This is a genomic window from Wenjunlia tyrosinilytica (genome assembly GCF_014646055.1).
Lineage (GTDB): Bacteria > Actinomycetota > Actinomycetes > Streptomycetales > Streptomycetaceae > Wenjunlia > Wenjunlia tyrosinilytica.
In genome coordinates, this window is the sequence record NZ_BMMS01000007.1 from 169,158 (window position 1) to 194,869 (window position 25,712).

Here is a 25,712-nt window from a genome sequence, read left to right on the forward strand (position 1 = left end):
CTGTCAAACGCGGAATTACGACGTCCGGTGGCGGTACGCGGTTGCGCGGGCCGGATAACGATCTCGCATCCCGCTCTCCGGGGAGCGGCCGGCTGTCACTCGATCAGCTGACGCCCCTCGGGCCTGGCGGTGCAACTGCGGTGGAAGGCACAGTGGTTGCAGTGCTGACCGGTGGTCGGCACGAACCGCTCCGACAGCACCCGCCCGGCCGCCTTGGCCAGCAGGTCCTCGACCCACACGCTGTCGGGCGGGCGCTGGATCTGCACCAGCGGCAGCTCGCGGTCGGCGCCCTTCCCGGCCGGGCTCTGGCGCAGTTGGACCAGTTCGGCGCCACCGGTCCGCGGGCGGCCGTCGGCGAAGGCGTCGACGGTGTCGACCGCGCCCTGCCGGACGGCCATCTGGTAGACGGCCAGTTGGGGATGCGTCTGAAGCTCGCGCCCCGACGGCTTGCTCGTGCCCGTCTTGAAGTCGACGACGTAGGCGAGTCCTTCGGCGTCCCGCTCGACCCGGTCCATACTGCCGCGGATCTGGATCTCCACCTCGCCGGAGCGGAAGGTGATGTCGAAGGGGTGCTCGGTGGCGACGGGCACCCGGTTGCGCTCCATCACATGCCAGCGCAGGAACCGTTCCAACGCGTCGCGGGCGGCGCCCTTCTCCTGCACCGACTTCCAGGGGGCGTCGAAGGCCAGCGCGTCCCACACCGAGTCCAGCCGCTCCATCAGCACCCCGAGATCGGCGGCGGTGCGCCCGGAGCCCACCTCGTCGGCGAGGACATGGACCACGTTCCCGATGCCCTGCGCACTGGTGGAGGCGGTGTCCGCCCTCACCTCGCGCCCGAGGAACCACTGCAGCGAGCACTTGTTCTCCAACTGGTCCAGCGAGCTGCCGGACAGCGCCACCGCCCGGGCGGGGTCGCGGAGCGGAACGGAAGCTTGCGTGGCCTCCTCCAGCCCCCACCAGCGGTCGGGGTGGGCGGAGGGAACGAGCGGAAAGCCGTCGTCGTCGGTGAGCGCGGCCAGCTTCGCCAGACGCTCCGCCGCCGCCGCCCGCAGCCGCGGCGAGGCCTGCGGGTCCACCGTGGTGGCCCGGAGCTCGGCGACGAGCGCGGACACCGACAGCGGGCGGCGCGGCCGGTTGGTGATGTCGACGGGCTCGACGCCGAGCTCGGCGAGGAAACGGGACGGCTGGTCGCCGTCGTCCGCCGGGGCCTTGACCGCCGTGACCACCAGACGCTCCTTGGCCCGGGTCGCGGCCACGTAGAACAGCCGGCGCTCCTCGGCCAGCAGCGCCCCCGGGCTCAGGGGCTCGGCGAGGCCGTCCCGCCCGATCCGGTCCGCCTCCAGCAGGGAGCCCCGGCGGCGCAGGTCGGGCCACAGCCCCTCCTGCACCCCGGCCACCACGACCAGGCGCCACTCCAGGCCCTTGGACCGGTGGGCCGTCAGAAGCCTTACGGCGTCCTGCCGCACCGTCCTCGTGGTCAGCACATCGGCCGCGATGTCCTGTTTCTCCAGCTCCTCCAGGAAGTTGACCGCTCCTCGGTGCCCTGCCCGGTCCTCGGCGCGGGCCGCCGTCTCGAACAGCGCGCAGACGGCGTCCAGATCCCGGTCCGCGTTGCGCCCGGCCGCCCCTCCGCGCCGCGCCGCCCGCTCCAGCCGCCCCGGCCACGGTGTGCCGTCCCACAGCTCCCACAGGGCCTGCTCGGTGGAGCCTGCGCCCGCGAGGAGTTCACGCACCTTGCGCAGGAGCGTGCCCAGGCGCTGCGCCCCCCGGGCGTGGGCGGGGTCCATGGCGACCAGCCGCTCGGGCTCGGCCAGGGCCTCGGCGATCAGCTCGTCCGAGGGCCTGACCACACGCGGACGCCGACCGCCGGAGTCGAGGGTGTTCGCCTCCCGTTCCTCCTCGCGCAGCGCCCGGCCCAGGCGGCGCAGGTCGGAGGCGTCCATGCCGCCGAGCGGGGAGGTGAGCAGCGTGATGGCGCTCTCGGTCGTCAGCGCGTCCTCGGTGGCCGCGCGCAGGGCGAGCAGGAGGGGGGCGACGGCGGGCTCGTCCCGCAGGGGCAGGTCGTCGCCGTCGATCTCCAGCGGGACCCCGGCCGAGGTCAGCGCGCGCCGCACCCCCGGAATGGACCGGGCGCCCGCGCGCACCAGGACCGCCATCTCGCCCCAGGGCACCCCGTCCTCGAGGTGGGCCCGGCGCAGGATGTCGGCGATGTTGTCCAGCTCGGTGCCGGGGGTGGGGAAGGTCAGCGCCTCGACCGTGCCGCCCTCGCGGGAGGCGGTCAGCTCGCGGTGCGCCCTGACCGCCTCGGCGGGCAGCCTGCCCAGGGGCATCCGCCGGGCGACGGTCCGCGAGGCGGCGAGCAGCGTGGCCCCCGAGCGCCGGGACACCCGCAGGACCCGGACGTCGGCGGGCGTTCCGTCGCTTCGGGGGAAGTGGTGGCGGAAGCCGAGGATGCCGTTGACGTCGGCGCCGCGGAAGGCGTAGATCGACTGGTCCGGGTCGCCGAACGCCACCAGGTCGCGGCCCCCGCCCGCCAGCGCTCGCAGAAGCCGCACCTGCGCCGGGTCCGTGTCCTGGTACTCGTCCACGAAGACGGCCTCGTAGCGCTCCCGCAGGAGGAGGGCCACCTCGTGCTCCTCGGCGAGCAGGACGGCGCGGTGGACCAGCTCGGCGTAGTCGAGCACCCCCTGGGCGTCCAGGACGTCCAGGTACTCGGCCAGGAACCCCGCCGCGGCCCGCCAGTCCGGCCGCCCGGTACGGGTCGCGAAGTCCTCCAGCGACCTCGGGTCCAGTCCCAGCTCCCGGCTGCGCGCCAGCACCGCGCGCACCTCGTCGGCGAACCCGCGGGTGGTCAGGCAGGCCCTCAGCTCGTCCGGCCAGGACACCCCGATCCCCGGCTCCTCGGCGTGTCCGGCGAGGAGCTCGCGGACGACGACGTCCTGCTCGGGGCCGGACAGCAGCCGCAGCGGGTAGCTGAACAGCTCGGGGTCCTGGTGGGAGCGCACCAGCGCGTAGCAGAAGGAGTGGAACGTGGTGGCCTGCGGAGCCCGGGCGGCCCCCATCCGCAGCGCCATCCGGTCCCGCAGCTCGACGGCGGCCCGGCGGCTGAAGGTGAGCACGAGGATCCGCTCGGGGGAGGTACCGCGCCGGATCCGCTCCGCGACGGCCTCGACGAGCGTCGTGGACTTCCCCGTACCGGGCCCGGCCAGGACCAGCAGCGGGCCCGCCCCGTGCTCCACCACGGCCCGCTGGGACCCGTCCAGCTCGGGCGGCGCCGGTGCCTCGACGGCCGTGCGCACCAGCCGGTACGGCGAGGAACCGGTGAGCGGTGGTGCGGGCGAGGTCACTGTGGGGTCGTCCCGAGAGGATGTGGCGCTGGTGGTCTGTGTGGCCGAGGTGACGACGATACGTCGCCGGGGCCGTGCCGCTCACCGCTCTCCCCCGTGCGGGCGACGTGGATGGCATGGGAACCCGCGCGATGCCGGAAGCTGGAAGCGTGGGAGATGCGAAAGCGACGTCAGTCGCCGAGGGAGCCGTCCCAGCGCGCCCGGGCCAGATCGACGCGCGGCAGGTGGTCCTTGCCGGAACGCCCCCGCTCACGCAGCGGGGTCCCCTCCTCGCGGTAGCGCTCCAGCGCACGCAGCTCGTGCCCGGGCAGGAGCCGGCCGTCGGCCCGCACCACCCGCCACCACGGGACGGGCGCGCCGTACAGGGCCATCACCCGGCCGACCTGGCGGGGGCCGCCCTCCTCGAGGTATTCGGCGATGTCGCCGTAGGTCATCACCCGGCCGGGCGGAATGCGCTCGGTCAGGTCCAGTACGCGCTCGGCGAAGTCCGGCAGGTCGCCGCCCGTGCCCCGACCGTCCCGCTCGCCCGGCTCCGGGTCGTACTCGCGGTGCTCGCTCATCCGGCACATCCTGCCGCAGCACTAGGACATCGAGGGGCGGTTCCCCGGGGCGCGAGCCGGGCTCGACGACGGGTCGAGACCCCGCGAAGCCGGGCCCACGGCCCCCCTGACTTGCCCCCCGGATCCCCCCTGCTGCCCACTGCGGCGCCCCCGACATGTCACCATCGTCCCGGCGGTGACTGGTGATACGAGACCAAAATGACACGACGGACCAGGGTGCGGAGACCGTGAAGGGGTCCCGCGCCCATGTCGTCGCGCCCGAATCCGAGGCCGGACGCCCGAGCAGCGCCCAGCCGGGCGCAGAACGCGACCCCGGCTCCGCCGAGTCCGGGAACGCCCGGGACCGTGGCCCCTCCGAGGCATCCGGGGAGCCGCAGGACACGGCGAAGGCCGGGAAGCCGCGAGAGCCCGGCACGGGCCGGGACCGCTCCGCCGCGCAGGACTCGGCCGCGGCCGCGGACCGCCGGGAGAACGGGGAGGCCGGGGCGTCCGGGGAAGCCGGGAGGCCGGACCCGGGCGCGGGCCGGACGGACGCCGCGGAACCCGGCTCCGCCGACGGCGCGGGCGCGGGCGCGAAGGGCAGGGCGGCCTCCGGGAGGCCCGCCGCGCCCGAGGACTCCGGCGCCGCCCAGGGATCCGGCGAGTCCGGTGGCGGCCAGAAGGGCGGCGGCGCCGACGGCGCGGGTCCGGCTGCCCCGCCGTCCGAGTCCGAGAAGGTCTCCTCCGACGAGCCGCTGCTGCCCGCTCGGGTCCACCGGCCGATCGATCTCATCCGGTTCTTCATGGGGGCCCTCGGCATCGCCTTGGTCCTCGTCGTCGCCGGGATCGCCAAGGGCACCACCTCCGGGCTCGAGGCCGACATCCTCGAGGGGACCAAGAAGGCCCCGGCCCTGCTGATCAGCTTTGCCGGGTTCGCCTCCAGCATCGCCGTGCTCATCGTTCCCGTCGCCTTCGCCATCGAGCGGCTGATCAAGCGCGACGGCCTGCGCGTCGCCGACGGCGTGCTCGCCGCCGTGCTCGCGCACGGGGTCTCCCTCGCCACCGACCTCTGGGTGGCCGAGGCCGCCCCCGAGTCGGTGCGCAACGCGCTCACCCAGCAGGCACCCGGCAGCCTCGGACTCACCGACCCGGTCCACGGCTACCTCGCACCGGTCATCGCCTATATGACCGCCGTCGGGCTTTCGAAGCGCCCACGCTGGCGGGTCGTCCTGTGGTTCGTCCTCATCCTCGACGCCCTCGCCGTCCTGCTCGGCGGCTACACGACCCCGTTCTCGATCATCCTCACCCTGCTGATCGGCTGGACCGTCGCCTACGGCACCCTCTACGCCGTCGGCTCCCCCAATGTGCAGCCCACGGGCCAGACCCTCCTCGCCGGGCTGCGCCGGGTCGGCTTCTCGCCGGTGCGCGCCCTCCGCGTCGAGGACGGCGCGGGCAGCCAGGCCGCCGAGCACCGCGAGTACGAGCGCGGCCGCCGCTACCTCGTCGAACTCGAGGCGGGGGCCCCGCTCGACGTCACGGTCGTGGACCGCGAGCGCCAGGCGTCCGGTTTCTTCTACCGGGTGTGGCGCCGCCTGCAACTGCGCGGGATCACCCAGCGCCGCAGCCTCCAGTCCCTGCGCCAGGCGCTGGAGCAGGAGGCGCTGCTCGCCTACGCGGCCATCGCGGCCGGAGCGAACGCGCCCAAGCTCATCGCCACCTCCGAACTCGGTCCCGACGCGGTGATGCTCGTCTACGAGCACATCGGCGGCCGCTCCCTCGACGCCATCCCCGACGAGGAGATCGGCGACGAACTGCTGACCGGGGCATGGAAGCAGGTCAAGGCCCTCCAGTCCCGCAGGATCGCGCACCGGCGGCTGGTCGGGGAATCACTCCTCGTCGACCGTTCCGGCGCGGTGTTCCTCACCGAGCTGCGCGGGGGCGAGATCGCCGCGGGCGACCTGGTCCTGCGGATGGACATCGCGCAGTTCCTGGTCACCCTCGCCCTGCGAGTCGGCCCGGAACGGGCTGTCGCCTCCGCCTCCGCCGTCCTCGGCCCCGACTCGGTCGCCAACTCGCTCCCGCTCCTGCAGCCCATCGCGCTCAGCCGTGAGACCCGGGCCACCCTGCGGCAGCTCAACAAGGAACGGGCCCAGCGCGAGCGCGAAGCGGTGATCGCCGCCTCCCGCACCGGTGAGGAGGCCGCCGACAAGGCCGGAGGGGACCGCAAGGCGGCCAGGAAGGCCGCGCGCAAGGCGGAGAAGCGGGCCATAGACCAGGCGCTGGAGGAGGCCCGCGAGGAGGACCTGCTCTCGCGGATCCGGCAACAGGTGCTGCTGATCCGCCCGCAGGCCCCCGTGGAGCCGGTCCGGCTCGAACGCATCCGGCCGCGCACCCTCATCAGCGTGATCGCGGGCGCGTTCGCCGCCTACTTCCTCCTCGGCCAGATCTCCCAGGTCAAACCGGCCCAGCTGTTCGCCGAGGCCGACTGGGGCTGGGCGCTGGTCGCCGTGTTCGGCTCGGCGCTGAGCTATGTGGCGGCGGCGCTGGCGCTGGCCGGGTTCGTCCCCGAGCGGCTGTCGTTCGGCCGGACGGTGCTGGCGCAGGTCGCCGGCTCGTTCGTGAAGCTGGTCGCCCCGGCGGCGGTCGGCGGAGTGGCGCTCAACACCCGGTACCTCCAGCGGTCCGGCGTCCGGCCGGGACTCGCGGTCGCCAGCGTCGGAGCGTCGCAGCTGGTCGGTCTGGGCTTCCACATCCTGCTGCTGCTGACCTTCGGCTATCTCACCGGCACCGAGGAGTCCCCGTCGCTGTCGTCCCCGCGCACGGTGATCGCGGGCCTGCTGACGGCCGCGGTGCTCGTGCTGGTGGTCACCGCCGTCCCGCAGCTGCGCAAGTTCATCTCGACGCGGGTGCGCTCGCTGTTCGCCGGTGTCGTGCCGCGCATGCTCGACGTGCTCCAGCGCCCGTCGAAGCTCGCCACCGGGCTCGGTGGCTCGCTCCTGCTGACGGTGGCGTTCGTGATCTGCCTGGACGGATGCATCCGGGCGTTCGGCGGGGAGCTGAGCTACGCGAGCATCGCGTTCGTCTTCCTCGCGGGCAACGCGCTCGGCTCGGCCGCGCCCACCCCGGGCGGCGTGGGCGCGGTGGAGCTCGCACTGTCCGGTGGTCTGATCGCCGCCGGGCTGCCGAAGGAGATCGCCACACCCGCCGTGCTGCTGTTCCGGCTGCTGACGTTCTGGCTGCCGGTACTGCCGGGCTGGCTGTCGTTCACCTACCTCCAGCGCAAGGAAGCGCTGTAGGGCCGCGGAGGACGCGGAGGCCCGAGGGGGGAACGCCGGGGGCGCTCAGCGGCCGGCCGCGTTGCCATAGGTGTGCTCGACGGGCAGGCGGACCACCAGGCGGCGCTCGGCGACCATGGCCCGGCGGAACTCGTCCCAGTCCGGGTGCTCCCCCACGATCGCCCGGTACACCTCGACGAGCTCGTCGACCGTGGCATCGCCCGGGTCCTGGGCGACCGGCGTCAGCTCGGCGGTCCCCTCGGCGACCAGATACGACCAGAAATCCTCACTGGCGACATGGAAGCTCGCGCGCGGATCCCGGCGCAGATTGCGGGTCTTGGCGCGGTCGTCGGTGACCGAGACACGGATCACGCGGCCGATGTCGTCGTAGGCGAAGGCGACGTTCGACAGCTGGGGGCGGCCGTCGCGCTTGAGTGTGACAAGTACTCCCCGGCGCCTGTCGCGCAGCAGTTCATCCATGCGGACAAACGTAGACCTCGCGGCCGGGCGGGGGGATCAACGACGTCGACTGTCCCGGCGGGACCGGTGGTGGCACGGCAAGGTCGAGGGCTGGGTGTCGGACGGATGGCACAGACGTCCGGCCACCGCGGGGTTGCCGCCGCCCCGAGGAATTTCCCGATCGGCGATCTTCCTGCATCCCAGGTGGTGGCCAAGTGCCCCCTCGCCTCGCCATGCTGGGGCGATGCCCAAGGTGAATATCTCTCTCGATGCCGAGCTGGTGGTCGAGGTCATGGTGCTGGCCGGGGTCGGGAGTCCGCAGGACGCCGTCGAGGTGGTCGTCCGCGACTACATCGAGCGGGCGCACCGGACCGAGGCACGGGTGGAGGCGACGGCGGAGGGTCTGCGGGAAGTGGAGACCAGGCCCAGGGGGCAGGAGGGATGATCCGGCGAATCGGAGCCGAGGAGCGCCGGGCTCGGCTCGGCGTGCGGCACCGGCTGGCCCTCTCCGCCCGCGCGGCGACCCCCGAGGAGGTCGCCGACGCTGTCGTGGCACTGCACGCCACCGACCCGGCCACGGTGTTCCTGGCGGCGGGGGCACGGCTGCGGGAGCCGGGGCCGGGCCCCGTCGAGCGCGCGCTGTACGAGGACCGGACCCTGGTGCGGATGCACGGCATGCGCCACACGATCTTCGTCCTTCCGGCGGACCTGGCACCCGTCGTGCATGCCTCGACCACGCGGGCGGCCGCCGTCAGGGAGCGTTCCCGGCTGGTCAAGCACCTCGCGCAGTGGGCGAACCTCGACGAGCGGTGGCTGGGCGAGGTCGAGGCGGGCACCCTCGCGGCCCTGCGGGAGCACGGCCCGGCCACCGCCAATGAACTCGCCGTCCGGGAGCCGCGTCTGCGCACCCGGATGGTGGTCTTCCCGGGCACGGCTCAGGAAGGCCCGCAGGGCGTCTCCACGAGGATCCTGAGGGTCCTGGGCATGGACGGCCGTATCGTGCGCGGCCGTCCGCGCGGGGGCTGGACGAGCGGGCAGTACGAGTGGGCGCTCGCGGAGGAGCTGCCGGAGCCGTCGCCCACGGCGGCCAGGGAGGATCTGGTCCGCCGCTGGCTGGCCTCCCACGGTCCGGGCACGGCCGCGGATCTGAAGTGGTGGACGGGCTGGACCCTCACCGATGTGCGCAAGGCGCTGTCCGCCGTGGGCGCGGAGGAGGTCGGGCTGGACGAGGGGCCCGGCTACGTCCTGCCCGGTGACACGGTGCCGACCGCCGAGCCCGAGCCCTGGGCGGCGTTGCTCCCGGGCCTGGACCCCACCCCGATGAGCCGTCGGCACCGCGACTGGTACCTCCCGCAGGAGCACCGGGCCGACCTGTTCGACCGGTCGGGCAATATCGGCCCCACCGTGTGGTGGAACGGCCGCATTGTGGGCGGCTGGGCCCAGCGCCCGGACGGTGAGATCGTCCGCCGCCTGCTGGAGGACGTGCCGCGGGAGGCGCGGGAGGCGATCGACGCGGAGGCCGCCCGGCTGGCCGGCTGGGTGGGGGAGGTCAGGATCACCCCGCGCTTCCGCACCCCGCTGGAGCGGGAGCTGTCCGCGTAGTCCTTTCCGTGGACCTGTCCGCGCAGGACCTGTCCCCCCGCAGGGCCTCTCCGCGTAGACGTGCAGGCGTGGACCTGTCCGCTGTGCCTCGGCGCCGACTCACCTGTGCCACGGCGACTCACCTGTGCCACGGCGCCGGACCCGCCGACGCACCGCGGCCCCGTCTCCCTCGGGTTGAGGGAGACGGGGCCCGGCGCAGGATGGCTGTCGAACGATGGCTACGGGACGCGGTCGGCGCGGACGCCCGGTGGAGCGGGCGCCTAGTAGACCGGCTTCTCGGGCTCGATCTGGTTCACCCAGCCGATCACACCGCCACCGACGTGGACGGCGTCGGAGAAGCCCGCGGACTTCAGGACGGCGAGTACCTCGGCGGAGCGCACACCCGTCTTGCAGTGCAGGACGATCTTCTTGTCCTGCGGCAGGCCCTGCAGGGCGGTGCCCATGAGGAACTCGTTCTTCGGGACGAGCCGCGCGCCCGGGATGCTGACGATCTCGTACTCGTTGGGCTCGCGGACGTCGATGACGTCGATGTTCTCTCCCGCGTCCATCCACTCCTTGAGCTGCTTGGGAGTGATGGTGGACTCGCGAGCGGCCTCCTGGGCCTCCTCCGACACGACACCGCAGAAGGCCTCGTAGTCGATGAGCTCGGTGACCGTGGGGTTCTTGCCGCAGACCGCGCACTCGGGGTCCTTGCGGACCTTGACCTGGCGGTAGGTCATCTCGAGGGCGTCGTAGATCATCAGACGGCCGACGAGGGGCTCACCGGTGCCGGTGAGGACCTTGATGGCCTCGGTGACCTGGATCGACCCGATCGACGCGCACAGGACGCCGAGCACACCGCCCTCGGCGCAGGAGGGGACCATGCCCGGGGGCGGGGGCTCCGGGTACAGGCAGCGGTAGCAGGGACCGTGCTCGGACCAGAAGACCGACGCCTGGCCGTCGAAGCGGTAGATCGAACCCCACACGTACGGCTTGTTCAGCAGAACGCAGGCGTCGTTGACCAGGTAGCGGGTGGCGAAGTTGTCCGTGCCGTCCACGATCAGGTCGTACTGGGAGAAGATCTCCATGACGTTGTCGGCCTCGAGGCGCTCCTCGTGGAGGACGACGTTCACGTAGGGGTTGATCCCGAGAACGGAGTCGCGGGCCGACTCGGCCTTCGAGCGGCCGATGTCCGCCTGGCTGTGGATGATCTGGCGCTGCAGGTTCGACTCGTCGACCTCGTCGAACTCCACGATGCCGAGGGTGCCGACGCCGGCCGCGGCCAGGTACATCAACGCGGGCGATCCGAGGCCGCCGGCGCCCACACACAGCACCTTGGCGTTCTTCAGGCGCTTCTGCCCGTCCATCCCCACATCGGGGATGATGAGGTGGCGGGAGTACCTGCGGACCTCGTCGACAGTGAGCTCTGCAGCAGGCTCGACCAGGGGTGGCAGCGACACGGGGACTCCGTTGGTCGGTGGAAGTACGTTTTCTCTTCCCCGTAACAGTGCCACGGCCGTCGGCATTCCGAGACACAGGGTCCGTAGAGCGAGACACACGGTGGCCGTATCCCGGGCAGTCCGCGAATTGCCCGCTTCGACCCGCTTTGCCCCTCGCGATCCGCGAGGGTCAGCCGGTGCACGGCGGCGGGCCGTCACGCACCGACCGCACCTGCTGCGCCCAGTACCCCGGCAGCCCCTCCCACGGGTCCGCGCCTGTCCGGTCGGTCAGGTGGACGGTGGCCGCCCCCTGCCACCGGGCCAGCCGCAGGGCCGTCTCCATATGGGCTCTCGGGACGCCGTGCACGAGGTGGCAGAACCGCTCCGGCGGGTGGTTCTCGGTCCAGGCGGCCGGCTGCGCCCACCGGTACCGCGACCAGGGGCCCTCGAACGTCACCAGCTGGTCGGCCGCCTCCAGGTAGCCGGGATCGGGGTACGCCCCATGGCCGGAGACGATGTGCGCCCGCCCGGTCAGCGCGCGGAGCCTGGCCACCGTCCTCCGGTACTCCTCCAGCGCGTGCCCGTCCAACGGCGCCCGGTCCAGGTAGTAGCCGTCCACGCGGTACCACTCCAGATACCGGCCGGCCTCCGGCAGCAGCTCGCCCGCACGGCGGCCGCCGCGGGCGGCGTCGAGCAGGCCGAGCAGCCGCACCCCCGCCTCACGCAGCCGGGCCGCGGCGTCGAGGAAGAGCGGGTCGGGGCGGACGCCCGGCCCCCGGTGGACATTGATCACGACCCAGTGCAACGGGGTGCCGGGGCGGGTCAGCTCCGCCCACTCGCCGGGGGCGAAGAGGGGATGGGCGTAGGCGAGCACGCCGAGCCCGAGCCGGTCGAGGGGGACGCCCGCGCGCCGGGGAACGGGAAGGTGCCTGCGCCCGGTCCGGGAGAGGGCCGGGCCGGCACCCGGCGTGCCGGGGCCGGTGCCGCCGGTGCCGCCGGTGCCGCTTTCCGGGGCGCCGGGGCCGCCGCCGGCCCTTCCCGGGGCGCCGGGGCCGCCGCCGGCCCTTCCCGGGGCGCCGGGGCCGCCGCTGCTCCTTCCCCGGGCGCCGGGGGCCGCCGCTGCTCCTTCCCCGGCCGCCGCCGGGGGGCCGTTTCCCGGGGTGCGTCTGCCAGGGGTACCGCCGCTGTCCGGGGTGGGGGTCAGACTCGGCATGCCGCCTCCATCCACACATCCGCCAGGGACTCGTCCATCCCGATCCGGGCCCGCCAGCCGAGCCGGTCCCTGGCGGTGCGCACATCGGCCTGCTGCCACACCCCGCAGCCGTCGAGCGGGCGCCGGTCGCCGTCGGGGCCGAGGTCGCCGGGCTCGTCGAGTTCGAGCAGGCGGCCGGTGAAGCCGGCCGTCCTGGCCAGCGCCGAGGCCGCGTCCCGCAGGCGGACGGCGTGGCCGGTGCCGATGTTGATCACCCCCTGCGCCGCCGAGAGCGAAGCCGCGTGCACCGCGCGGGCCACGTCACGGACATCCACGAAGTCCCGCAGCACCGACATGCCGCCGACCTTCACCTCGCCCTCCCCGATCTGCATCGCCCGGCGCAGCGAGTCGGCGATGCGGCCGAGCGGGGTGCCCAGCGGGGTGCCGGGGCCGATGGGGGTGAAGACCCGCAGGACGACGGCGTCGAGTCCGGAGCCGAGGACGAGTTCGGTGGCGGTCAGCTTGCTCACTCCGTAGGCGCCATTGGGCCTGGGCAGGGCTTCCTCGCCGGTGGAGGAGCCGACCGGGGACGGCCCGTACTCGGCGGAGGAGCCGATCTGTACGAGCCTGGCGGTACAGGTGCTGCGGCGGACCGCCTCGCAGACGGTCGCCACGGAGATGGTGTTGGCGCGCACGAGGTCGCGGGCGGTGCCCACGGTCGTTCCGGCGCAGTTGATCACGACTCCGGGCTGGATCGCGTCCATGAAGCGGGCGAGCGCGCCGGGGCTGCCGGTGGAGAGGTCGAACCGGACGTCGGCGCTGTCGCGGCGCCCCAGTGCGGTGAGCTGGACGGCCGGGTCGGCGAGCAGCCGGTCGGTGACGTGCCGGCCGAGGAATCCGTCCGCGCCTAGGAGAAGAACCCTCATGGTGTCGCGTTCCTTTGATCTTGAAGAGTGGGTTGGAGCGGTGAACTGTGGCTCGAGGCACGACCGAGGGCGCGGAAGCCGTGGGCGAGCAGCGCGAGGGCGGCGGCCGAGCAGGTCAGGCCCTGGACGGCGCCGGGGTGGGTGGCGAGCAGTCCCTCGTGGGGATGGGTGAGGGCGGCGCTCGCGGCGGCGAGGGCGAGGGCCGCCGCCTGCAGGGCGCAGGCGAGGGCGCAGCCCAGGCCCGCGGCGGCCGGGTGGCCGTGCACGGTGAGCAGGCGGGCGAGGAAGAACAGCAGCCCCAGGGCGGCCGAGGCGGCGATCCCGGCCGGGTCGGCGCGTCCGGTGGCGAGCAGGTCGGCGGCGGCGAGCAGCCCGAGAAGGCAGGGCAGGAAGAGCAGGACCGCGCCCGCGACGAGAGGGCGCACGGCGGCGGCGAACTCGCGCAGGCTGGGCGCGGGTGCGAGGCGGGACCGGGCCTTGCGGGCGAACCACGCCGCGCACCAGGCGGCGGGCAGGACGGCGAAGGCCAGGGCGGTGGTCCGGGCGACGGCGGCCGGGTCGGGATGGAGGGCTTGGAGGTGGGTGGGCGGCCGACCGGACAGGCCGATGGCCAACGCGCGCTCGCCGAGCAGCGAGAACGCCGCCAGCCAGAGAGTCCACAGCCACTGGCCGGGCGACGAGAGCGCCGCGCCGCGGTGCAGCGGCCCCCGGCGCAGGCAGAGCAGAAGCGCCGACCCGGCGGCCACGGCGGTGAGGACCCCGGCCACGAGCTCATCGGCCGGGCGCAGCCGCATGGTCACCGCGCCGGTGAGGCAGCAGAGCCCGGGCAGGAGATGGACGAGTGGCATGACGGCGGTGCGCTGGGGTTCAGCAGCGCGGTGCTCGTGGCCGGGCGCGCGTTCCCTGGGCACCCGGGCGTAGAGCTCCTCGGCGAGCGAGAACACATCCCGGTGCCGAAAGTCCCAGGCCACCCGGTCGGTGATGCCGTGGGCCTCGAGCCCGGCCGCGATCTCCAGGGGATGGGTGGCCCGAGCGCACAGCTCACGATGGCGGTGCATGAGAACCCGCACGGGATCGGCGGGGCCCCGACGGCGAGAAGCCTGAGTCGCGCTCAAGACCGCACCTCCGAAGCCCCGACGCCGAGCGGCCGGCACTCGTCGAGCGCTTCGGGCCGCGGGAGCGTCTCGCGGTCCACGAGGGCCGGACCGTCCGTGAGGGGGGCCCGCTCCTCGTAGGGCTCGTCCGCGAGGCTCCCGTGGTCCACGAAGTGGGCGCCGTCCGTCCAGTGCTCGGGCTCCTCGAAGGGCTCGCCGTGCTCCAGGGCCTCGCGGCCTGCGAGCGCCGCACCTTCATCACGGCGCGCACGGCCCTCGACCGGCTCCCGGTCGGCGTGGTGTACGTGGTCCTGCGACCGGTCGTGCGCCCCGAGAGCGGCGCGGTCCTCCAGGAGGTCGCTGCGGTCCAGGAGTCCGGGCGCCGCCGGAGCCTCGTGGGTGCCGTCGTCCAGCAGCTCGGCGGGCTCGAACGCCCCGCCCTGCGCCGCGGCTTCGCCGGCCCACCTCGGGGCGTGTCGGTCGGCCTTGCCCGAGGTCCACCTTCCTGGGACGTGGGGCTGCGCAGGGCGGGTGAAAGGGGACTCGGCACTGGGGGCCGGGCGGGCCGGGCAGTGCGAGACCAGGTCCAGGTAGATCTCCCGGAACGCCTCGACCGTCCGTTCCACGGCGAACAGTTCCTGGGCCCTCGCTCTCGCCGCAGCTCCCAGCCGGTCCCGGCGTTCCCGGTCCTCCAGCAGATCGAGGCATGCCGCCGCCAGCGCCTTCGGGTTGCGTGGCGGGACCACCAGGCCGGTGCCGCCGATGACCTCGCGCACGGCGCCCGCGTCGGTCGACACCGTCGCCCGGCCGCAGAACATCGCCTCGACCAGCGTCCCCGGGAAGCCCTCCACGATGCTGGAGAGCACCACCACGCTCCCGGCCGCGTACGCGTCGCGGATCGTCGGGACCTCGGGCGTACCGATGTCCTCGAAGGTCACCGGGCTCTCGCCGACGCTGCGGGTGTCCTGCGCCTCGTCGGGGAAGAGCTGCGCCGCCAGCGTCCGGCAGTGGGCCAGGTAGGGCTCGCTGCCGCGCCGCACCGGGCCGATGATCCGCAGCTTCGCGTGCGGCAGTTGCTGCCGCACCCCGGTGAAGGCGTGCAGCAGCGCGGCGATGTCCTTGGCGGGTTCCAGGCGGCCGACCCACACCAGCGTCGGGTCCTCGGGCTCGTCCCCGGCCGGGGCCAGCCGGGAGGCGTCGATGCCCGGGTACACGGTCCGGATGCGGGAACGGTCGGCACCGCATCGTTCCTGCCAACGCCGGTTGTGCGTATTGCCCGGCGTGGTCAGGTCCGCCCGGCGGTAGATCTCGCCCGCCAGCAGCCGGTGGAACGCCGACAGCAGCGCCCGCACGGGTGCCGCCGTGCCGTGGCCGCGCCCCGCGACATACGCGTCGCGCAGCTGGATGCCGTACTCGGTGACCAGCAGCGGGGTGCCGAAGAAGCGTTTGGCCACGAGCCCCGGCAGCCCCGCCAGGCCACCCGAGGCGGCATGGCACAGATCGGCCCCCGCCAGCCCGTCCTCGTCGTACCAGGGCGCGGACAGCGGCCGGAGCCTGCGCTCCAGCAGTTCCGTGGCCGCTATGAGGTCGCAGACTCCCGCGGTGGCGACCGCGGCGGGCGCGCCCGCCGCCCCGCACCGCTCCTCCAGCGCCCGCAGTGCCTCCTCGGAGCGCAGGAAGGGTCCCAGGGGCCCCCGTTCGCGGGCGAGTTCGGCCAGTCCGTACAGCCCCGAGGCGAAACGGTCCGCCACGCGGGACGAACCCTCCACGGCGTCCCCGGCGGTCAGCGCCCCCAGCAACTCCCGGTAGTGCGCGAGGTGTTCACGCGCCCGTCGGCCTCCCACCGCGGTCCCGCCGTGCGCCGGGCCCCCCAGCGCCTGCGTCCGCACACCGCGCACATTCGCGGGCAGCCGGCCCTCGTCCCTCTCACCGGGCCCCCAGCCCAGGGTGTAGACCTCGAAGTCATGGCCGGGCATTGCGCGGACCAGCCGGTCGCACCAGGCGCCGGGGCCACTGCTCGCATACGGATAGCCACGTTCCGTGATCAGTGTGATGCGCACGGCGGCATCTCCCTCGTGGACAGTCGGGCCAGTGGACGATCGGGCCAACGGATCGGGTCCCGCACGACGTTAGGCCCGCACACCGATGGCGCGACGGACGGTTGTCCACCGCGCCATCAGAAGGGGTGAAAGCCCGTAACCTTCCCGGCGATCATCCGTTAGTTCGCGGCCAGGGCTCGGCGGGCCCGCCTGCGCGCCGCGGACTCCCGCGGGTCCAGCACGGGGACGGCCGCCAGCAGCCCCTTGGTGTACGGGTGCCGCGGCGAGTCGTACACCGCGTCGGCCGCGCCCTGTTCGACGACCCGGCCCTGCCGCATCACCGCCACCCGGTCGCTGACCTGGCGCACCACCGCGAGGTCGTGCGCGATGAACACCAGGGTGAGCCCGAACTCCTCGCGCAGTTCGCCGAGCAGCCGCATCACCTGCGCCTGCGTGGTGACATCGAGGGCGGAGACCGGCTCGTCGCACACCAGCAGCCGGGGCTTGGGCGCCAACGCCCGTGCGATGCCGACGCGTTGGCGCTGCCCTCCGGAGAACTCGTGGGGATGGCGCTCGTACCAGTCGGGGTCGAGCCCCACCCGCTCCAGCAACTCCCGCGCCCGTGCCACGATCTCCCGCTCGGTCAGTGCGCCCTCGGCCCGCAGCGGGTCGGCGATCGACTCACCGATGCAGCGCCGGGGGTTGAGCGAGGAGGCCGGGTCCTGGAAGACCATCTGCATCTCCCGGCGGAACGGACGCAACCGCCGTTCGCTCAGCCGGGTGATGTCGCGCCCGTCGAGGACCAGACGACCGGACGTGGGTTCCAGCAGGCGCACGAGCATCCGGCCCAGCGTGGTCTTCCCGCTGCCCGACTCCCCCACGACGCCCAGCGTCTCGCCGCGCCTGATCTCCAGCGAGACGTCCTCGACCGCGCGCACCCGCGAGCCCCGGCGCCCGAAATCGCGGCCGAGTCCGTCCACCGAGACAAGGATCTCGGGATCGGAGACGGTCCTGGGCGGCCCGGGGGCCTCCAGCCGGGGCACGGCGCCGAGCAGTTCCCGGGTGTACGGCCGCCCGGGTGCGCCGAGGACGCGGTCCACCGGTCCTCGTTCCACCTCCCGGCCCTCCCGCATGACCAGCACGTCGTCCACGCTCCCGGCCACCACACCCAGGTCATGGGTGACGAGCAGGAGCGCCATCCCCGTCTCGGTGCGCAACTCGTGCAGGAGGTCCAGGATCTGCGCCTGCACCGTCACATCCAGGGCGGTCGTCGGCTCGTCCGCGACCAGCAGGTCCGGCGAGCAGGACAGCGCCATCGCGATGAGCGCGCGCTGGCGCATCCCGCCGGAGAACTCGTGCGGCCGTGCCCGGGCCCGCCGCGCGGCGTCGGGGATACCGACCCGGTCCAGCGACTCCACGGCCCGCCGCCGGGCCGCCTTGCGGGAGGCGCCGGTGTGCACCCGGTACACCTCGGCAATCTGGTCGCCGACGGCGTAGTAGGGGTCGAGCGAGGAGAGCGGGTCCTGGAAGACGAGCGCGGCCCGCGCACCGCGCAGCCGCCGCAGCTCGGCGTCGGGCGCGTTGAGCACATCGGTGCCCGCCACCCGCACGGAGCCGGTGAGCTCGGCGCCCGTTCCGCGGTGCAGTCCCAGCAGGGAGAAGGCGGTGGCGCTCTTGCCGGAGCCGGACTCCCCGACCAGGCCGAGCGCCTTGCCCTTCTCCAGGGTGAAGCCGAGCCCGTCGACGGCCCGGACGGTGCCGCTCTGCGTGGGGAAGTCGATGGTGAGGCCGTCGACCTCCACCAGGGCGCCCGTCGTACCGGCGCCCGTCATGTCAGCACCACCCGTCGGTCGGCCACCGCGTAGAGCACGTCCGCGAGGGCGTTGGCCACCACCACGAAGAATCCGGTGACGAGCACCAGGGCGACCACGACCGGCAGGTCCACGGCCTTCACCGAACGCACCAGCAACTGGCCCACCCCGGGCAGCCCGAACATCGACTCGGTGAGCACCGCGCCGCCGAACATCGTCCCGAAGTCCAGGGCGCTGAGCGCGATGACGGGTGGCAGGGCGCCGCGCAGCGCGTGCCGTCCGACGATCCCGCGCTCCCCCACGCCATGGGCGCGGAAGGTGCGGATGTGGTCCTCCGCGAGCGTCTCCAGCATCGAACTACGGGTCAGCCGGGCGTATTTGGCGGACTCGACGAGCGCCAGCGCCACCCAGGGCAGGAGCAGGTTCCACGCCCACTGCTCGGGATCCTCGGTGAACGGCACATAGGTCGGGAACGGCAGCCACCTCAGATGGGCGCAGAACAGCATCATCAGCAGGAGCCCGACGATGAAGACGGGTGTGGCCGTCCCGGCGAGGGTGAGCAGGGTCAGCACCCGCTCGGTGAGTCCCCCTCGCCGCAGCGCGGACAGCAGCCCGGTGCCTATGCCGAGCAGGAGCCAGATCACCATGGCGCCCAGCGCCAGCGAGCCGGTGACGGGCAGGCGCTGGGTGATGAGGTCGGTGACCTGCTGGTCGTTCTGGTACGACAGCCCGAAGCACGGGGCGCCGCAGTGCTGGACGGAGGTTCCGGTGCTGTAGTCGTGCCCGGCGGCGATCCCCTGGAGGAAGTGCCAGTACTGGGCGGGCACGGGGTCGTTGAGGCCGAGTTGTCCACGTACGGACTCGACCTGGATCGTGTTGCATCGCGGCCCGCAGGCCAGCCGTGCCGGGTCGCCCGGCATCAGATAGAACAGCGCGTACACCAGGGCGGACAGCGCGAACAGCACGAGCACCATCCCGGCGAGGCGCCGCAGCAGATGGCCCGTCACCGGCCCGCTCCCTTCGACGTGCCGACGCCCAGGCGGGAGGCGGCGCGCGGGTCGAGTGCGGTGCGCACCCCGTCGCCGAGGACGGTGAAGGCGAGCACCGTCACGAACAGCAGGGCGGCGGGCAGGAGAACGTACATCGGGTCGGCGCGGAACCACATCGTGGCCGTCGACAGCATCTGCCCCCATGACGGGGTGGGCGGCTTCACGCCGACGCCGAGGAACGACAGGCCGGCCTCGACCACGATGTTGGTGGGCAGCAGGATCGCCCCGTAGGTGATGACGGGCGCGGCCAGGGACGGCAGGAGCTCACGCCGTGCCACCCGCCATGGCCCGGAGCCGCCGAGGCGGGCGGCGGCGACGTGGTCGAGGCTTTTGAGCGTGAGCGTCTGGGCGCGGACGATCTTCGACGTTCCGGCCCAGCCGAGCAGGGCGATCACCAGGGCGAGCAGCACCGGACGGGGAAAGCCCGACGGCACGACCGCGAGCAGCGCGATGGCGAACACCAGGTGCGGCAGGGCGAGCATGACGTCGGTGGCGCGGCTGAGCAGGCTGTCCACACGGCGGGGTCCGAGCCCGGCCAGCAGGCCGACGGCCACCCCGATGAGCACCTGGACGAGGGTCGCGCCGACGGCGACGCTCAGCGAGACCCTCGCGCCGGTGATCAGCCGGGCGAACAGATCACGTCCGGTGCCTGGCTCCACACCGAGCCAGTGGTCCGTGCTCACCCCGCCGAACGAGCCCTTGGGCACTCCGCCGGCCGCGGAGTCGACCAGGGTGTCGTGGTAGGCGTCGGGGTCCTGGCCCTCCAGTGCGGTGAGCGCCGGGGCGGCCCACGCCGTCAGCGTGAGCAGGGCGATGACGGCGGCGGCGGCGACCGTGCCGCGCCGGGCCCGCAGGCGCCGCCAGACGTGCCGGGCCCCCGAGGCGGGGACGGCCGCGGCAACGGCCGGCCCCGCCTCGTCGGCGACGAGGGTGTCGGCGCTCACCTGACGGCGACCTGGGAGACGTCGAGGACGCCGGTCCAGTCGCTGATCACGACATTCTTGATGTCCTTGCCGACAAGCCGCTTGTAGACGGGGTGGAAGAGCGGGACGGTCAGGGCCCGCTCACCGATCCTCTTGTCCAGGGCACCCCAGCGCTTGGCGGCGGCCTTGAGGTCGGTCAGCTTGTTGATCTCGTCGATCTCCTTGTTGACCGCCGGGTCGTTCAGCAGGCCGCTGTTGAAGTTGTAGCCGTCCTCGACGATCTGGCGCCCGTCGAAGATGGGGGCGAGGAACGGGCCGCCGGAGGGCCAGTCGGCGCCCCAGCCGGTGAGGAAGAGGCCCGGCTCGGTCCCGACCGAGTGGATCCTGTCGGAGAAGTCGTTGTGCTCCAGGCCGTTGAGCCTCACCGTGATCCCGGCCCGCTTGAGCGCGTCCTGCACGGCGGTGGCGACCTCGGGCCCCTGCTCGTCCTGCTTGGTGGTGTCGTGGGTGAGGGTCACGGTCAGCCGGCCGTCCTTGTACCCGGCCTCCTTCAGCAGTTCCCCGGCCTTTGCCGCGTTGCCCTTCCTGCCCGCCGGGAAGTGGTCGTAGGGCGTGTGGCCGAACGACGCCTGCTCGGGCAGGTACGTGGTGGCGGGCTCGGCGAGCGAGGAGCCGCCGACCGCGTTGACCGCCGTGGTGCGGTCGACCGCGTAGGCGATGGCCTGGCGCACCTTCGGGTTGTCGAAGGGCTTCACCTTCGGGTTGAACGCGATGTAGTCGGTGTAGCCGAAGTGGCCGGTGCCCACGCGCTTCTTCAGCTGGGCGTCACCGCCGACGACCTGGGCGAGCTCGGCGGGGCCGAGGTTGGTGTCGGTGGTGACGGCGGCCGCGTCCTTGCCGCTGCCGGTGGACAGGCGCTGGTTGATGACGGCGGCGTCGAGGCCGGAGCGGACGTCGATCCGGTCGGGGTAGGCCTTGCGCTCGTCGTCGGTGGCGGCCGACCAGTGCTCATTGCGCTCGAGCACCAGATGCTCTCCGTCGCCCTCGTTCTTCACGACCTTGTACGGGCCGGAGGAGATGGGGTGCTCCTCGTACTTGGTGCCGTTGTCCTTGGCCTTGGGCACGGGGGCGAACTGGGTCTGCGTGGCGAGGTACGGGAACTCGCCCTCGGGCTTGTTCAGATGGAAGACGATGGTCTTCTCGTCCGGGGTCTCGATGGCGTCGAGTCCCTTCTTGTCCTTGTAGGGGCCGCGGTACCGGGCCCCGCCGACGAGCCAGTCGCGAAGGTAGGGGGCGCCACCGGACAGCTCGGCGGCGAACGAGCGCTCGATGCCGTACTTGATGTCGCCGGAGGTGATGGGCGAGCCGTCCTCGTACTTCAGGCCGTCCTTGAGGTGGTACGTCCACACGGTGGCGTTCTTGCCGGGAGTGCCGAGGTCGGTGGCCAGGTCGGGGACGACCTTGGAGCCCGCGGCGCCGTTCTCGCGGTTGCGGGTGGTCAGGGTGCGGAAGACCAGGGAGGGGACATTGCCGCCCCCGGAGGTGTACAGGCGGGCGGGGTCGAAGTCCGACTGCGCCTGCTGGTTGAGGACGCTGAGCGTGCCGCCCCTGGTCGGCTTGCCGTCCGAGGAGCCGCCCTCGGCGTCGCCGCCCTCGGGACCGCACGCGGCGGCACCCGCTGCCAGGGCCAGGCCGACGGATGCCGCTGCCAAGCGGCGCGATATGACGGACAGTTGACGCATCGGAAGAAGGCCTCTCGATTGCTGCGAACGGGGTGGAGCGCAGGCAGCAGCGAGCGACGGTCCTCCGTCGGGGCTTTCGTGACGCAAGCCCCCGGCACCGGGAGCGGCCGTTGCGGGGTGGCAGTTGCCGGTGGGCCGTTTGCCGGGGGTGGGCCGTTGCCAGGGTGCCGTCACGGGGAGGGAGCGGGTGTGCGCTGCGCCTGCGGCGGGAGAAGTGCCCGGGCGCACGGCCTCACCGGGAAACGCTCGGTGAGGCGGCTGGTCGCGCCGGGCAGGCGTCAGCGACAGAGGATGTCGGACACACTGTGCACGGCCACACCGATCAGCGCCAGCTCGATGGCCGCGCGCTCGGCGGTGTGACGGTGCGACATGCCCAGAACTCTGACCGAACTCCCGCCCGATGTCAAAACAGCGCAGGTCACAGGCATGGCCGCGGTGACGAACCCTCGGGGACCGCTTGTGTATCGACCCTTGTGGATCAGCCCTCGGGGATCAACCCTTCGGGAAGGGCCAGGAGTTGGGCCGGCAGGTGGCGCTGCCCGTGGTGAGGAACTTGGTCTGCTGCATCATGACCGGGGCGAGCGCGCCGTTGGCCGGGCAGCCCTCGTGGCCGTGGCCGAGCCGGTGGCCCACCTCGTGGTTGATGAGCATCTGGCGGTAGCCCAGCATGTCATTGCCGAAGGTCTGTGCGCCCTGGGCCCAGCGGAAGGCGTTGATCATCACGCGCTGGGTACTCGCCGAGTCGCAGCTGACGTGGTCGATACTGGTGTCGAGGCCGGACTTGGCGCACCAGGCGTCCGTGGTCCCGGGGCTGGCCAGCGTGACCACGAAGTCGGCCGGGCCCTTGGAGACGCGCTCGAAGCGCATCGTTCCGCCGTGGCCCCAGCTGCGGGGGTCGTTGAGGGTCTCCTGCACGAAGTCGGCGAACAGGGTCCCGTCCAGGGGGAGGTCGCGCTCGACGTCGACGCGGTAGCGGAACAGGCGGCCGGTGGTGCCCGGCGCCTTCGCCGAGCCGCCGATCCTGGCGAACTGGCCGCTCAGGGTGACCGTGTCGGCGAGGGGGAACCTGACCCTGAGCCGGTCGTGCAGTGTCGGCGGCCCGCCGTTGCCGATGGGGGCGTTGGACGGTGTGGGCCGGTCCTGGGAACGGGAGGTCTTGCTGTCGTCGCGCTGCACCTGCCCGCTGGCGACCGCCTCGCCGCTCTTGGCACCGCCCCCGGTGAACTGGCCCGTGACCACGACGGCGAGGGCGGTGACCACGGCCGCGGCGGCCACTCCGCCGAGCGCGCGCTTGCGCGGGGCGCCGGAGGGCCGGTTCTCGCGGTCCTCGCGGTCCGTGCGGCGGTCGCGGGACGGGGGCCCGCCGTCCGCCGCGGTGGCGAAGGACCCGGCCGCGCCCGCAGGAGTGCCCGAGGCGTCGAAGCCCGCGCCGGCCGGCGGGCCCGAGCCGTCGAACAAGGCGACGTCCTCGCTGCGCGGGCCGAAGCCCCCCTGGTGGGAGGGGACGGGACGGGCCTGACGGTACGTCCGTTCGGTGGCTACCGGTGAGGCCGCCTGGCCGTACGGCCCGTACGCGCCGTACGGGCCGGCCGGGCGCCGAACGGCACCGGCGGCCGTGCCCTCGATGTGCTGCGGATGGCCGGGTAGGTCACCGACGTCGTCGGCGCGGCTGTGCTCGGACGTCTCTGACGTCCCGTGGGAGGAGCGGGGTGGGTGGGATGGACCGGAGCCGTCGTCGACGACGGGCTCACGGCGGGATCCCCGGCCGGAGGCTCGCCCGGCACGCTCGCCGCCGGACTGCTCGCCCCGGCCACGACTAGGAGCACTGTGACGTCCCACGGCGCGCTCTCAACTCCTGCCCGAACTAGGTTTGAGGTCGTCGGCCCCCAGTAGTTCCCTGACTCCGCGGGACACCACTTCGGGGTGCTCAAGCATCGCCACGTGCCCGGAGTCCGGCAGAACCAGAAGCCGTGCGTCGCTGAAGACGGCGCAAGCGCGCCGAGCCATGCGATATGAGACGAGTTTGTCACGAACTCCATAAATGAGAAGAACCGGCACTTTAATCTGTTCGGCCTGTCGCCATAGCGAGTCACGCCCTGCGGCGAGGTACGAGGTGACGACCCCGCGCATCGAACGGGCCATCACATCCCAGAAATAGGGCAGCTCAACCCGCCTTTGGTACTCCCGCGCAGCGGCGGCCAGCTCCTGCTCGGTGACCTTCGACGGGTCGCCGTAGCAGGTCTCGATCGTCACTCTTACGCGCCGTTCGGCCGACCACCCGCGTGTCGCGCGGACGAAGAGCGCCGGCACACCCGGAAGACCGACCAGCGCCGTCGGCAGGGCCGAGCGCTTCGGAGGGAGCTCGGGCAGGGCTGGCGAGATCAGGGTGAGAGTGCGGACCAGATCGGGCCTGGTGGCCGCGATCCTGACGGTGACGGCTCCGCCGAGGGAGTTGCCGAACAGGTGGACGGGGCCACGCCCGGAGGCCTCCATGTAGCGGATGGCGGCCCCGGCCAGACCCTCGGGCGTGTAGTCGCTGTCGTCCGGCGGCGGGGAGTGGCCGAAGCCCGGCAGGTCGACCGCCTCGCCGTCGACGCGGTCCTTGAGCAACTCCATCAGCGGCAGCCAGTTCAACGAGGACCCGCCGAGACCGTGCACGAACAGCGCGGGCTCCAGCCCCTCCCGGCTCGGCCGCTGCGCCCGCACCGCGAGGGTGGCACCCGGCACCGGAACCATGGTCAGGCTCTGCGGCGCCGCGGGGTCGTCGGCGAGCGTGGTCGGAGTGTCCACCGGAGCTGTCGAACCGTGCGCCTCGGTCGGCGATTCGGTCGAAGCCATGAGTCGGACCATCTCCTCGAACTCTGATCGGGTCCGATCGGAATTCATGTGACTCCGATCGAAGTGGAACGATCACCACGCGGGTGCTGCGGGGCCAATGTTACGAGACGATATAGATGAGTGTCCGTGTGTTCGCACTCACAGCCTCGGGCCATGGCGTCACGGAACGGGACGGATCGGGCGAGAAAGGGGCGTGTGGCACCCCGTCGGCCGGGGCAGCATCGTCCTACGCTCAATCGTCCTACGCTCAAAGAGGGCACCACGGCCCACGTACGTCGCCGACACGGGAGGCAGACCATGTCCGACATCACGGACCCGACCGAGCCGGAGGCGTTCGAGGACGAGATCGAGCTCGTGGAGGTCGGCATCGAGGCGCCCGAGGCCGATGCCGCCGAGCAGCACCTGGAGATTTTCCCGCATGGCGACGAGCCGCTCGCGATCGACGAGACGACCGAGGCGGATCCCGCGGACGCCGCGGACCAGCACCGCGTGGTGGATCTGGACGACGAGGAGTACCGGGGCTGAGGGGGTTGCGGCAGATTTGTCCGCTTCCAACAAGTTCCACCACGTGAGATTCTGCGCCCGCGCTTCCCACACTGCGGTTACCCAAAAGTACGATGGCGCCCAGAGCACGTAGAGCTCGCGGTTCAGCGAATTTCCCCTAGGAGGCGGCGTGACGGCCATAGAGGACACCGAGGCGCGCCCGCGCGGCACGCGCCTGCCACGCCGTGCGCGCCGCAACCAGCTTCTCGGCGCCGCCCAGGAAGTGTTCGTCGCCCAGGGGTACCACTCCGCGGCGATGGACGACATCGCGGAGCGCGCGGGCGTCAGCAAGCCGGTGCTGTACCAGCACTTCCCCGGAAAGCTGGACCTCTACCTCGCCCTGCTCGACCAGCACTGCGAGGCCCTCCTCCAGGCGGTGCGCGGGGCCCTCGCGTCCACCACGGACAACAAGCTGCGGGTCGCGGCGACCATGGAGGCGTACTTCGCCTACGTGGAGAACGAGGGCGGCGCCTTCCGGCTCGTCTTCGAGTCCGACCTGACCAATGAGCCCGCGGTGCGCGAGCGCGTCGACCGGGTCAGCGTCGAGTGCGCGGAGGCGGTCAGCGAGGTCATCGCCGAGGACACCGACCTCCCGGCCGAGGAGTCGATGCTGCTGGCGACCGGTCTGTGCGGCATGGCGCAGATCACCGCCCGGTACTGGCTCTCTCGCGAGGGCAAGCTCCCCCGGGACGCCGCGGCCAAGCTGATCTCGTCGCTGTCCTGGCGCGGTATCGCCGGCTTCCCGCTCCACAACGCCGACCCGCTCCACAACGCCGACCCGCTCCACAACGCCGACCCGGGGCACAACGCCGACCCGGGGCACTGAGCCGGGCTCGGGGCACTGAGCCGGGCCGGTCGGCGAACCGCCCCGGCACGGGACCGCGGCTTCGCTACCGGCGTACACACCGCGAGCAC

Annotated in this window: 20 protein-coding genes; 5 read left to right on the plus strand and 15 right to left on the minus strand. The window is 72.9% G+C overall.

Annotation, left to right across the window (positions count from 1 at the left end):
* Window positions 1-95: 95 nt before the first annotated feature.
* Together IEY86_RS10160 and IEY86_RS10165 are read right to left on the minus strand one after the other, a co-directional pair.
* Window positions 96-3,347: an ATP-dependent helicase gene (locus IEY86_RS10160; RefSeq protein WP_189131234.1), complete on the minus strand. Its 3,252-nt coding sequence runs from the start codon at window positions 3,345-3,347 to the stop codon at window positions 96-98.
* Between the two features lie 170 nt (window positions 3,348-3,517).
* Window positions 3,518-3,907, minus strand: coding sequence for an MGMT family protein (locus IEY86_RS10165; RefSeq protein ID WP_189131235.1), 390 nt, complete (start codon window positions 3,905-3,907; stop codon window positions 3,518-3,520).
* A gap of 227 nt (window positions 3,908-4,134) precedes the next feature.
* On the opposite strand from IEY86_RS10165, the gene IEY86_RS10170 reads away from it, so the two are divergent.
* Entirely contained in the window at window positions 4,135-7,182 is a 3,048-nt protein-coding gene (locus tag IEY86_RS10170; protein ID WP_189131236.1) for a lysylphosphatidylglycerol synthase transmembrane domain-containing protein, read from the plus strand.
* Window positions 7,183-7,227: 45 nt separating this feature from the next.
* On the opposite strand, the gene IEY86_RS10175 is transcribed toward IEY86_RS10170, so the two are convergent.
* Window positions 7,228-7,641 carry a PPOX class F420-dependent oxidoreductase gene (locus tag IEY86_RS10175; protein ID WP_189131237.1) on the minus strand — a complete coding sequence of 138 codons (414 nt, stop codon included), beginning with the start codon at window positions 7,639-7,641 and terminating at the stop codon, window positions 7,228-7,230.
* 223 nt (window positions 7,642-7,864) lie between these two features.
* Between IEY86_RS10175 and IEY86_RS10180 the strand changes: the two genes are divergently transcribed.
* Together IEY86_RS10180 and IEY86_RS10185 are read left to right on the plus strand one after the other, a co-directional pair.
* Window positions 7,865-8,065: a type II toxin-antitoxin system VapB family antitoxin gene (locus IEY86_RS10180; protein WP_189131238.1), complete on the plus strand. Its 201-nt coding sequence runs from the start codon at window positions 7,865-7,867 to the stop codon at window positions 8,063-8,065.
* Window positions 8,062-9,222 (plus strand): winged helix DNA-binding domain-containing protein, encoded by a 1,161-nt coding sequence (locus IEY86_RS10185; RefSeq protein ID WP_189131239.1) that lies wholly within the window; start codon window positions 8,062-8,064, stop codon window positions 9,220-9,222. Before IEY86_RS10180 ends, IEY86_RS10185 begins: the two co-directional genes overlap by 4 nt.
* A gap of 260 nt (window positions 9,223-9,482) precedes the next feature.
* Here IEY86_RS10185 and moeZ read toward each other — a convergent pair whose 3' ends face one another.
* From moeZ to IEY86_RS10240, 12 genes are all read right to left on the minus strand, one after another.
* Complete coding sequence (gene moeZ, locus IEY86_RS10190; RefSeq protein ID WP_189131240.1) at window positions 9,483-10,661, minus strand: adenylyltransferase/sulfurtransferase MoeZ; 1,179 nt, start codon at window positions 10,659-10,661, stop codon at window positions 9,483-9,485.
* Between the two features lie 169 nt (window positions 10,662-10,830).
* Window positions 10,831-11,514 carry a spherulation-specific family 4 protein gene (locus IEY86_RS10195; protein WP_229698306.1) on the minus strand — a complete coding sequence of 228 codons (684 nt, stop codon included), beginning with the start codon at window positions 11,512-11,514 and terminating at the stop codon, window positions 10,831-10,833.
* A 326-nt stretch (window positions 11,515-11,840) separates the two neighbouring features.
* The gene (locus IEY86_RS10200; RefSeq protein WP_189131242.1) at window positions 11,841-12,758 is read right to left on the minus strand and encodes an NAD-dependent epimerase/dehydratase family protein; all 918 of its coding nucleotides are present in this window, start codon (window positions 12,756-12,758) and stop codon (window positions 11,841-11,843) included.
* Entirely contained in the window at window positions 12,755-13,816 is a 1,062-nt protein-coding gene (locus IEY86_RS10205) for a hypothetical protein (RefSeq protein ID WP_189131243.1), read from the minus strand. The genes IEY86_RS10200 and IEY86_RS10205 overlap by 4 nt, the downstream gene beginning before the upstream one ends.
* Before the next feature lie 53 nt (window positions 13,817-13,869).
* The gene (pelF, locus tag IEY86_RS10210) at window positions 13,870-15,912 is read right to left on the minus strand and encodes a GT4 family glycosyltransferase PelF (protein WP_189131244.1); all 2,043 of its coding nucleotides are present in this window, start codon (window positions 15,910-15,912) and stop codon (window positions 13,870-13,872) included.
* Window positions 15,913-16,070: 158 nt separating this feature from the next.
* A complete protein-coding gene (locus tag IEY86_RS10215) occupies window positions 16,071-17,723 on the minus strand; it encodes an ABC transporter ATP-binding protein (RefSeq protein ID WP_189131245.1) in 1,653 nt (550 codons plus the stop codon).
* Window positions 17,720-18,709 (minus strand): ABC transporter permease, encoded by a 990-nt coding sequence (locus IEY86_RS10220; RefSeq protein WP_189131246.1) that lies wholly within the window; start codon window positions 18,707-18,709, stop codon window positions 17,720-17,722. Before IEY86_RS10220 ends, IEY86_RS10215 begins: the two co-directional genes overlap by 4 nt.
* Window positions 18,706-19,695, minus strand: coding sequence for an ABC transporter permease (locus tag IEY86_RS10225; RefSeq protein WP_189131247.1), 990 nt, complete (start codon window positions 19,693-19,695; stop codon window positions 18,706-18,708). The genes IEY86_RS10220 and IEY86_RS10225 overlap by 4 nt, the downstream gene beginning before the upstream one ends.
* The gene (locus tag IEY86_RS10230) at window positions 19,692-21,416 is read right to left on the minus strand and encodes an ABC transporter substrate-binding protein (protein WP_189131248.1); all 1,725 of its coding nucleotides are present in this window, start codon (window positions 21,414-21,416) and stop codon (window positions 19,692-19,694) included. The genes IEY86_RS10225 and IEY86_RS10230 overlap by 4 nt, the downstream gene beginning before the upstream one ends.
* Window positions 21,417-21,694: 278 nt before the next feature.
* Window positions 21,695-21,787 (minus strand): Ms4533A family Cys-rich leader peptide, encoded by a 93-nt coding sequence (locus IEY86_RS38025; protein WP_373286984.1) that lies wholly within the window; start codon window positions 21,785-21,787, stop codon window positions 21,695-21,697.
* A 121-nt stretch (window positions 21,788-21,908) separates the two neighbouring features.
* Window positions 21,909-23,255, minus strand: coding sequence for a DUF3152 domain-containing protein (locus tag IEY86_RS10235; protein ID WP_229698295.1), 1,347 nt, complete (start codon window positions 23,253-23,255; stop codon window positions 21,909-21,911).
* A gap of 9 nt (window positions 23,256-23,264) precedes the next feature.
* Window positions 23,265-24,254: an alpha/beta fold hydrolase gene (locus IEY86_RS10240; RefSeq protein WP_189131249.1), complete on the minus strand. Its 990-nt coding sequence runs from the start codon at window positions 24,252-24,254 to the stop codon at window positions 23,265-23,267.
* A 297-nt stretch (window positions 24,255-24,551) separates the two neighbouring features.
* On the opposite strand from IEY86_RS10240, the gene IEY86_RS10245 reads away from it, so the two are divergent.
* Entirely contained in the window at window positions 24,552-24,779 is a 228-nt protein-coding gene (locus IEY86_RS10245) for an Rv3202a family protein (protein WP_189131250.1), read from the plus strand.
* 148 nt (window positions 24,780-24,927) lie between these two features.
* A complete protein-coding gene (locus IEY86_RS10250) occupies window positions 24,928-25,623 on the plus strand; it encodes a TetR/AcrR family transcriptional regulator (RefSeq protein WP_189131251.1) in 696 nt (231 codons plus the stop codon).
* Window positions 25,624-25,712: the final 89 nt, after the last annotated feature.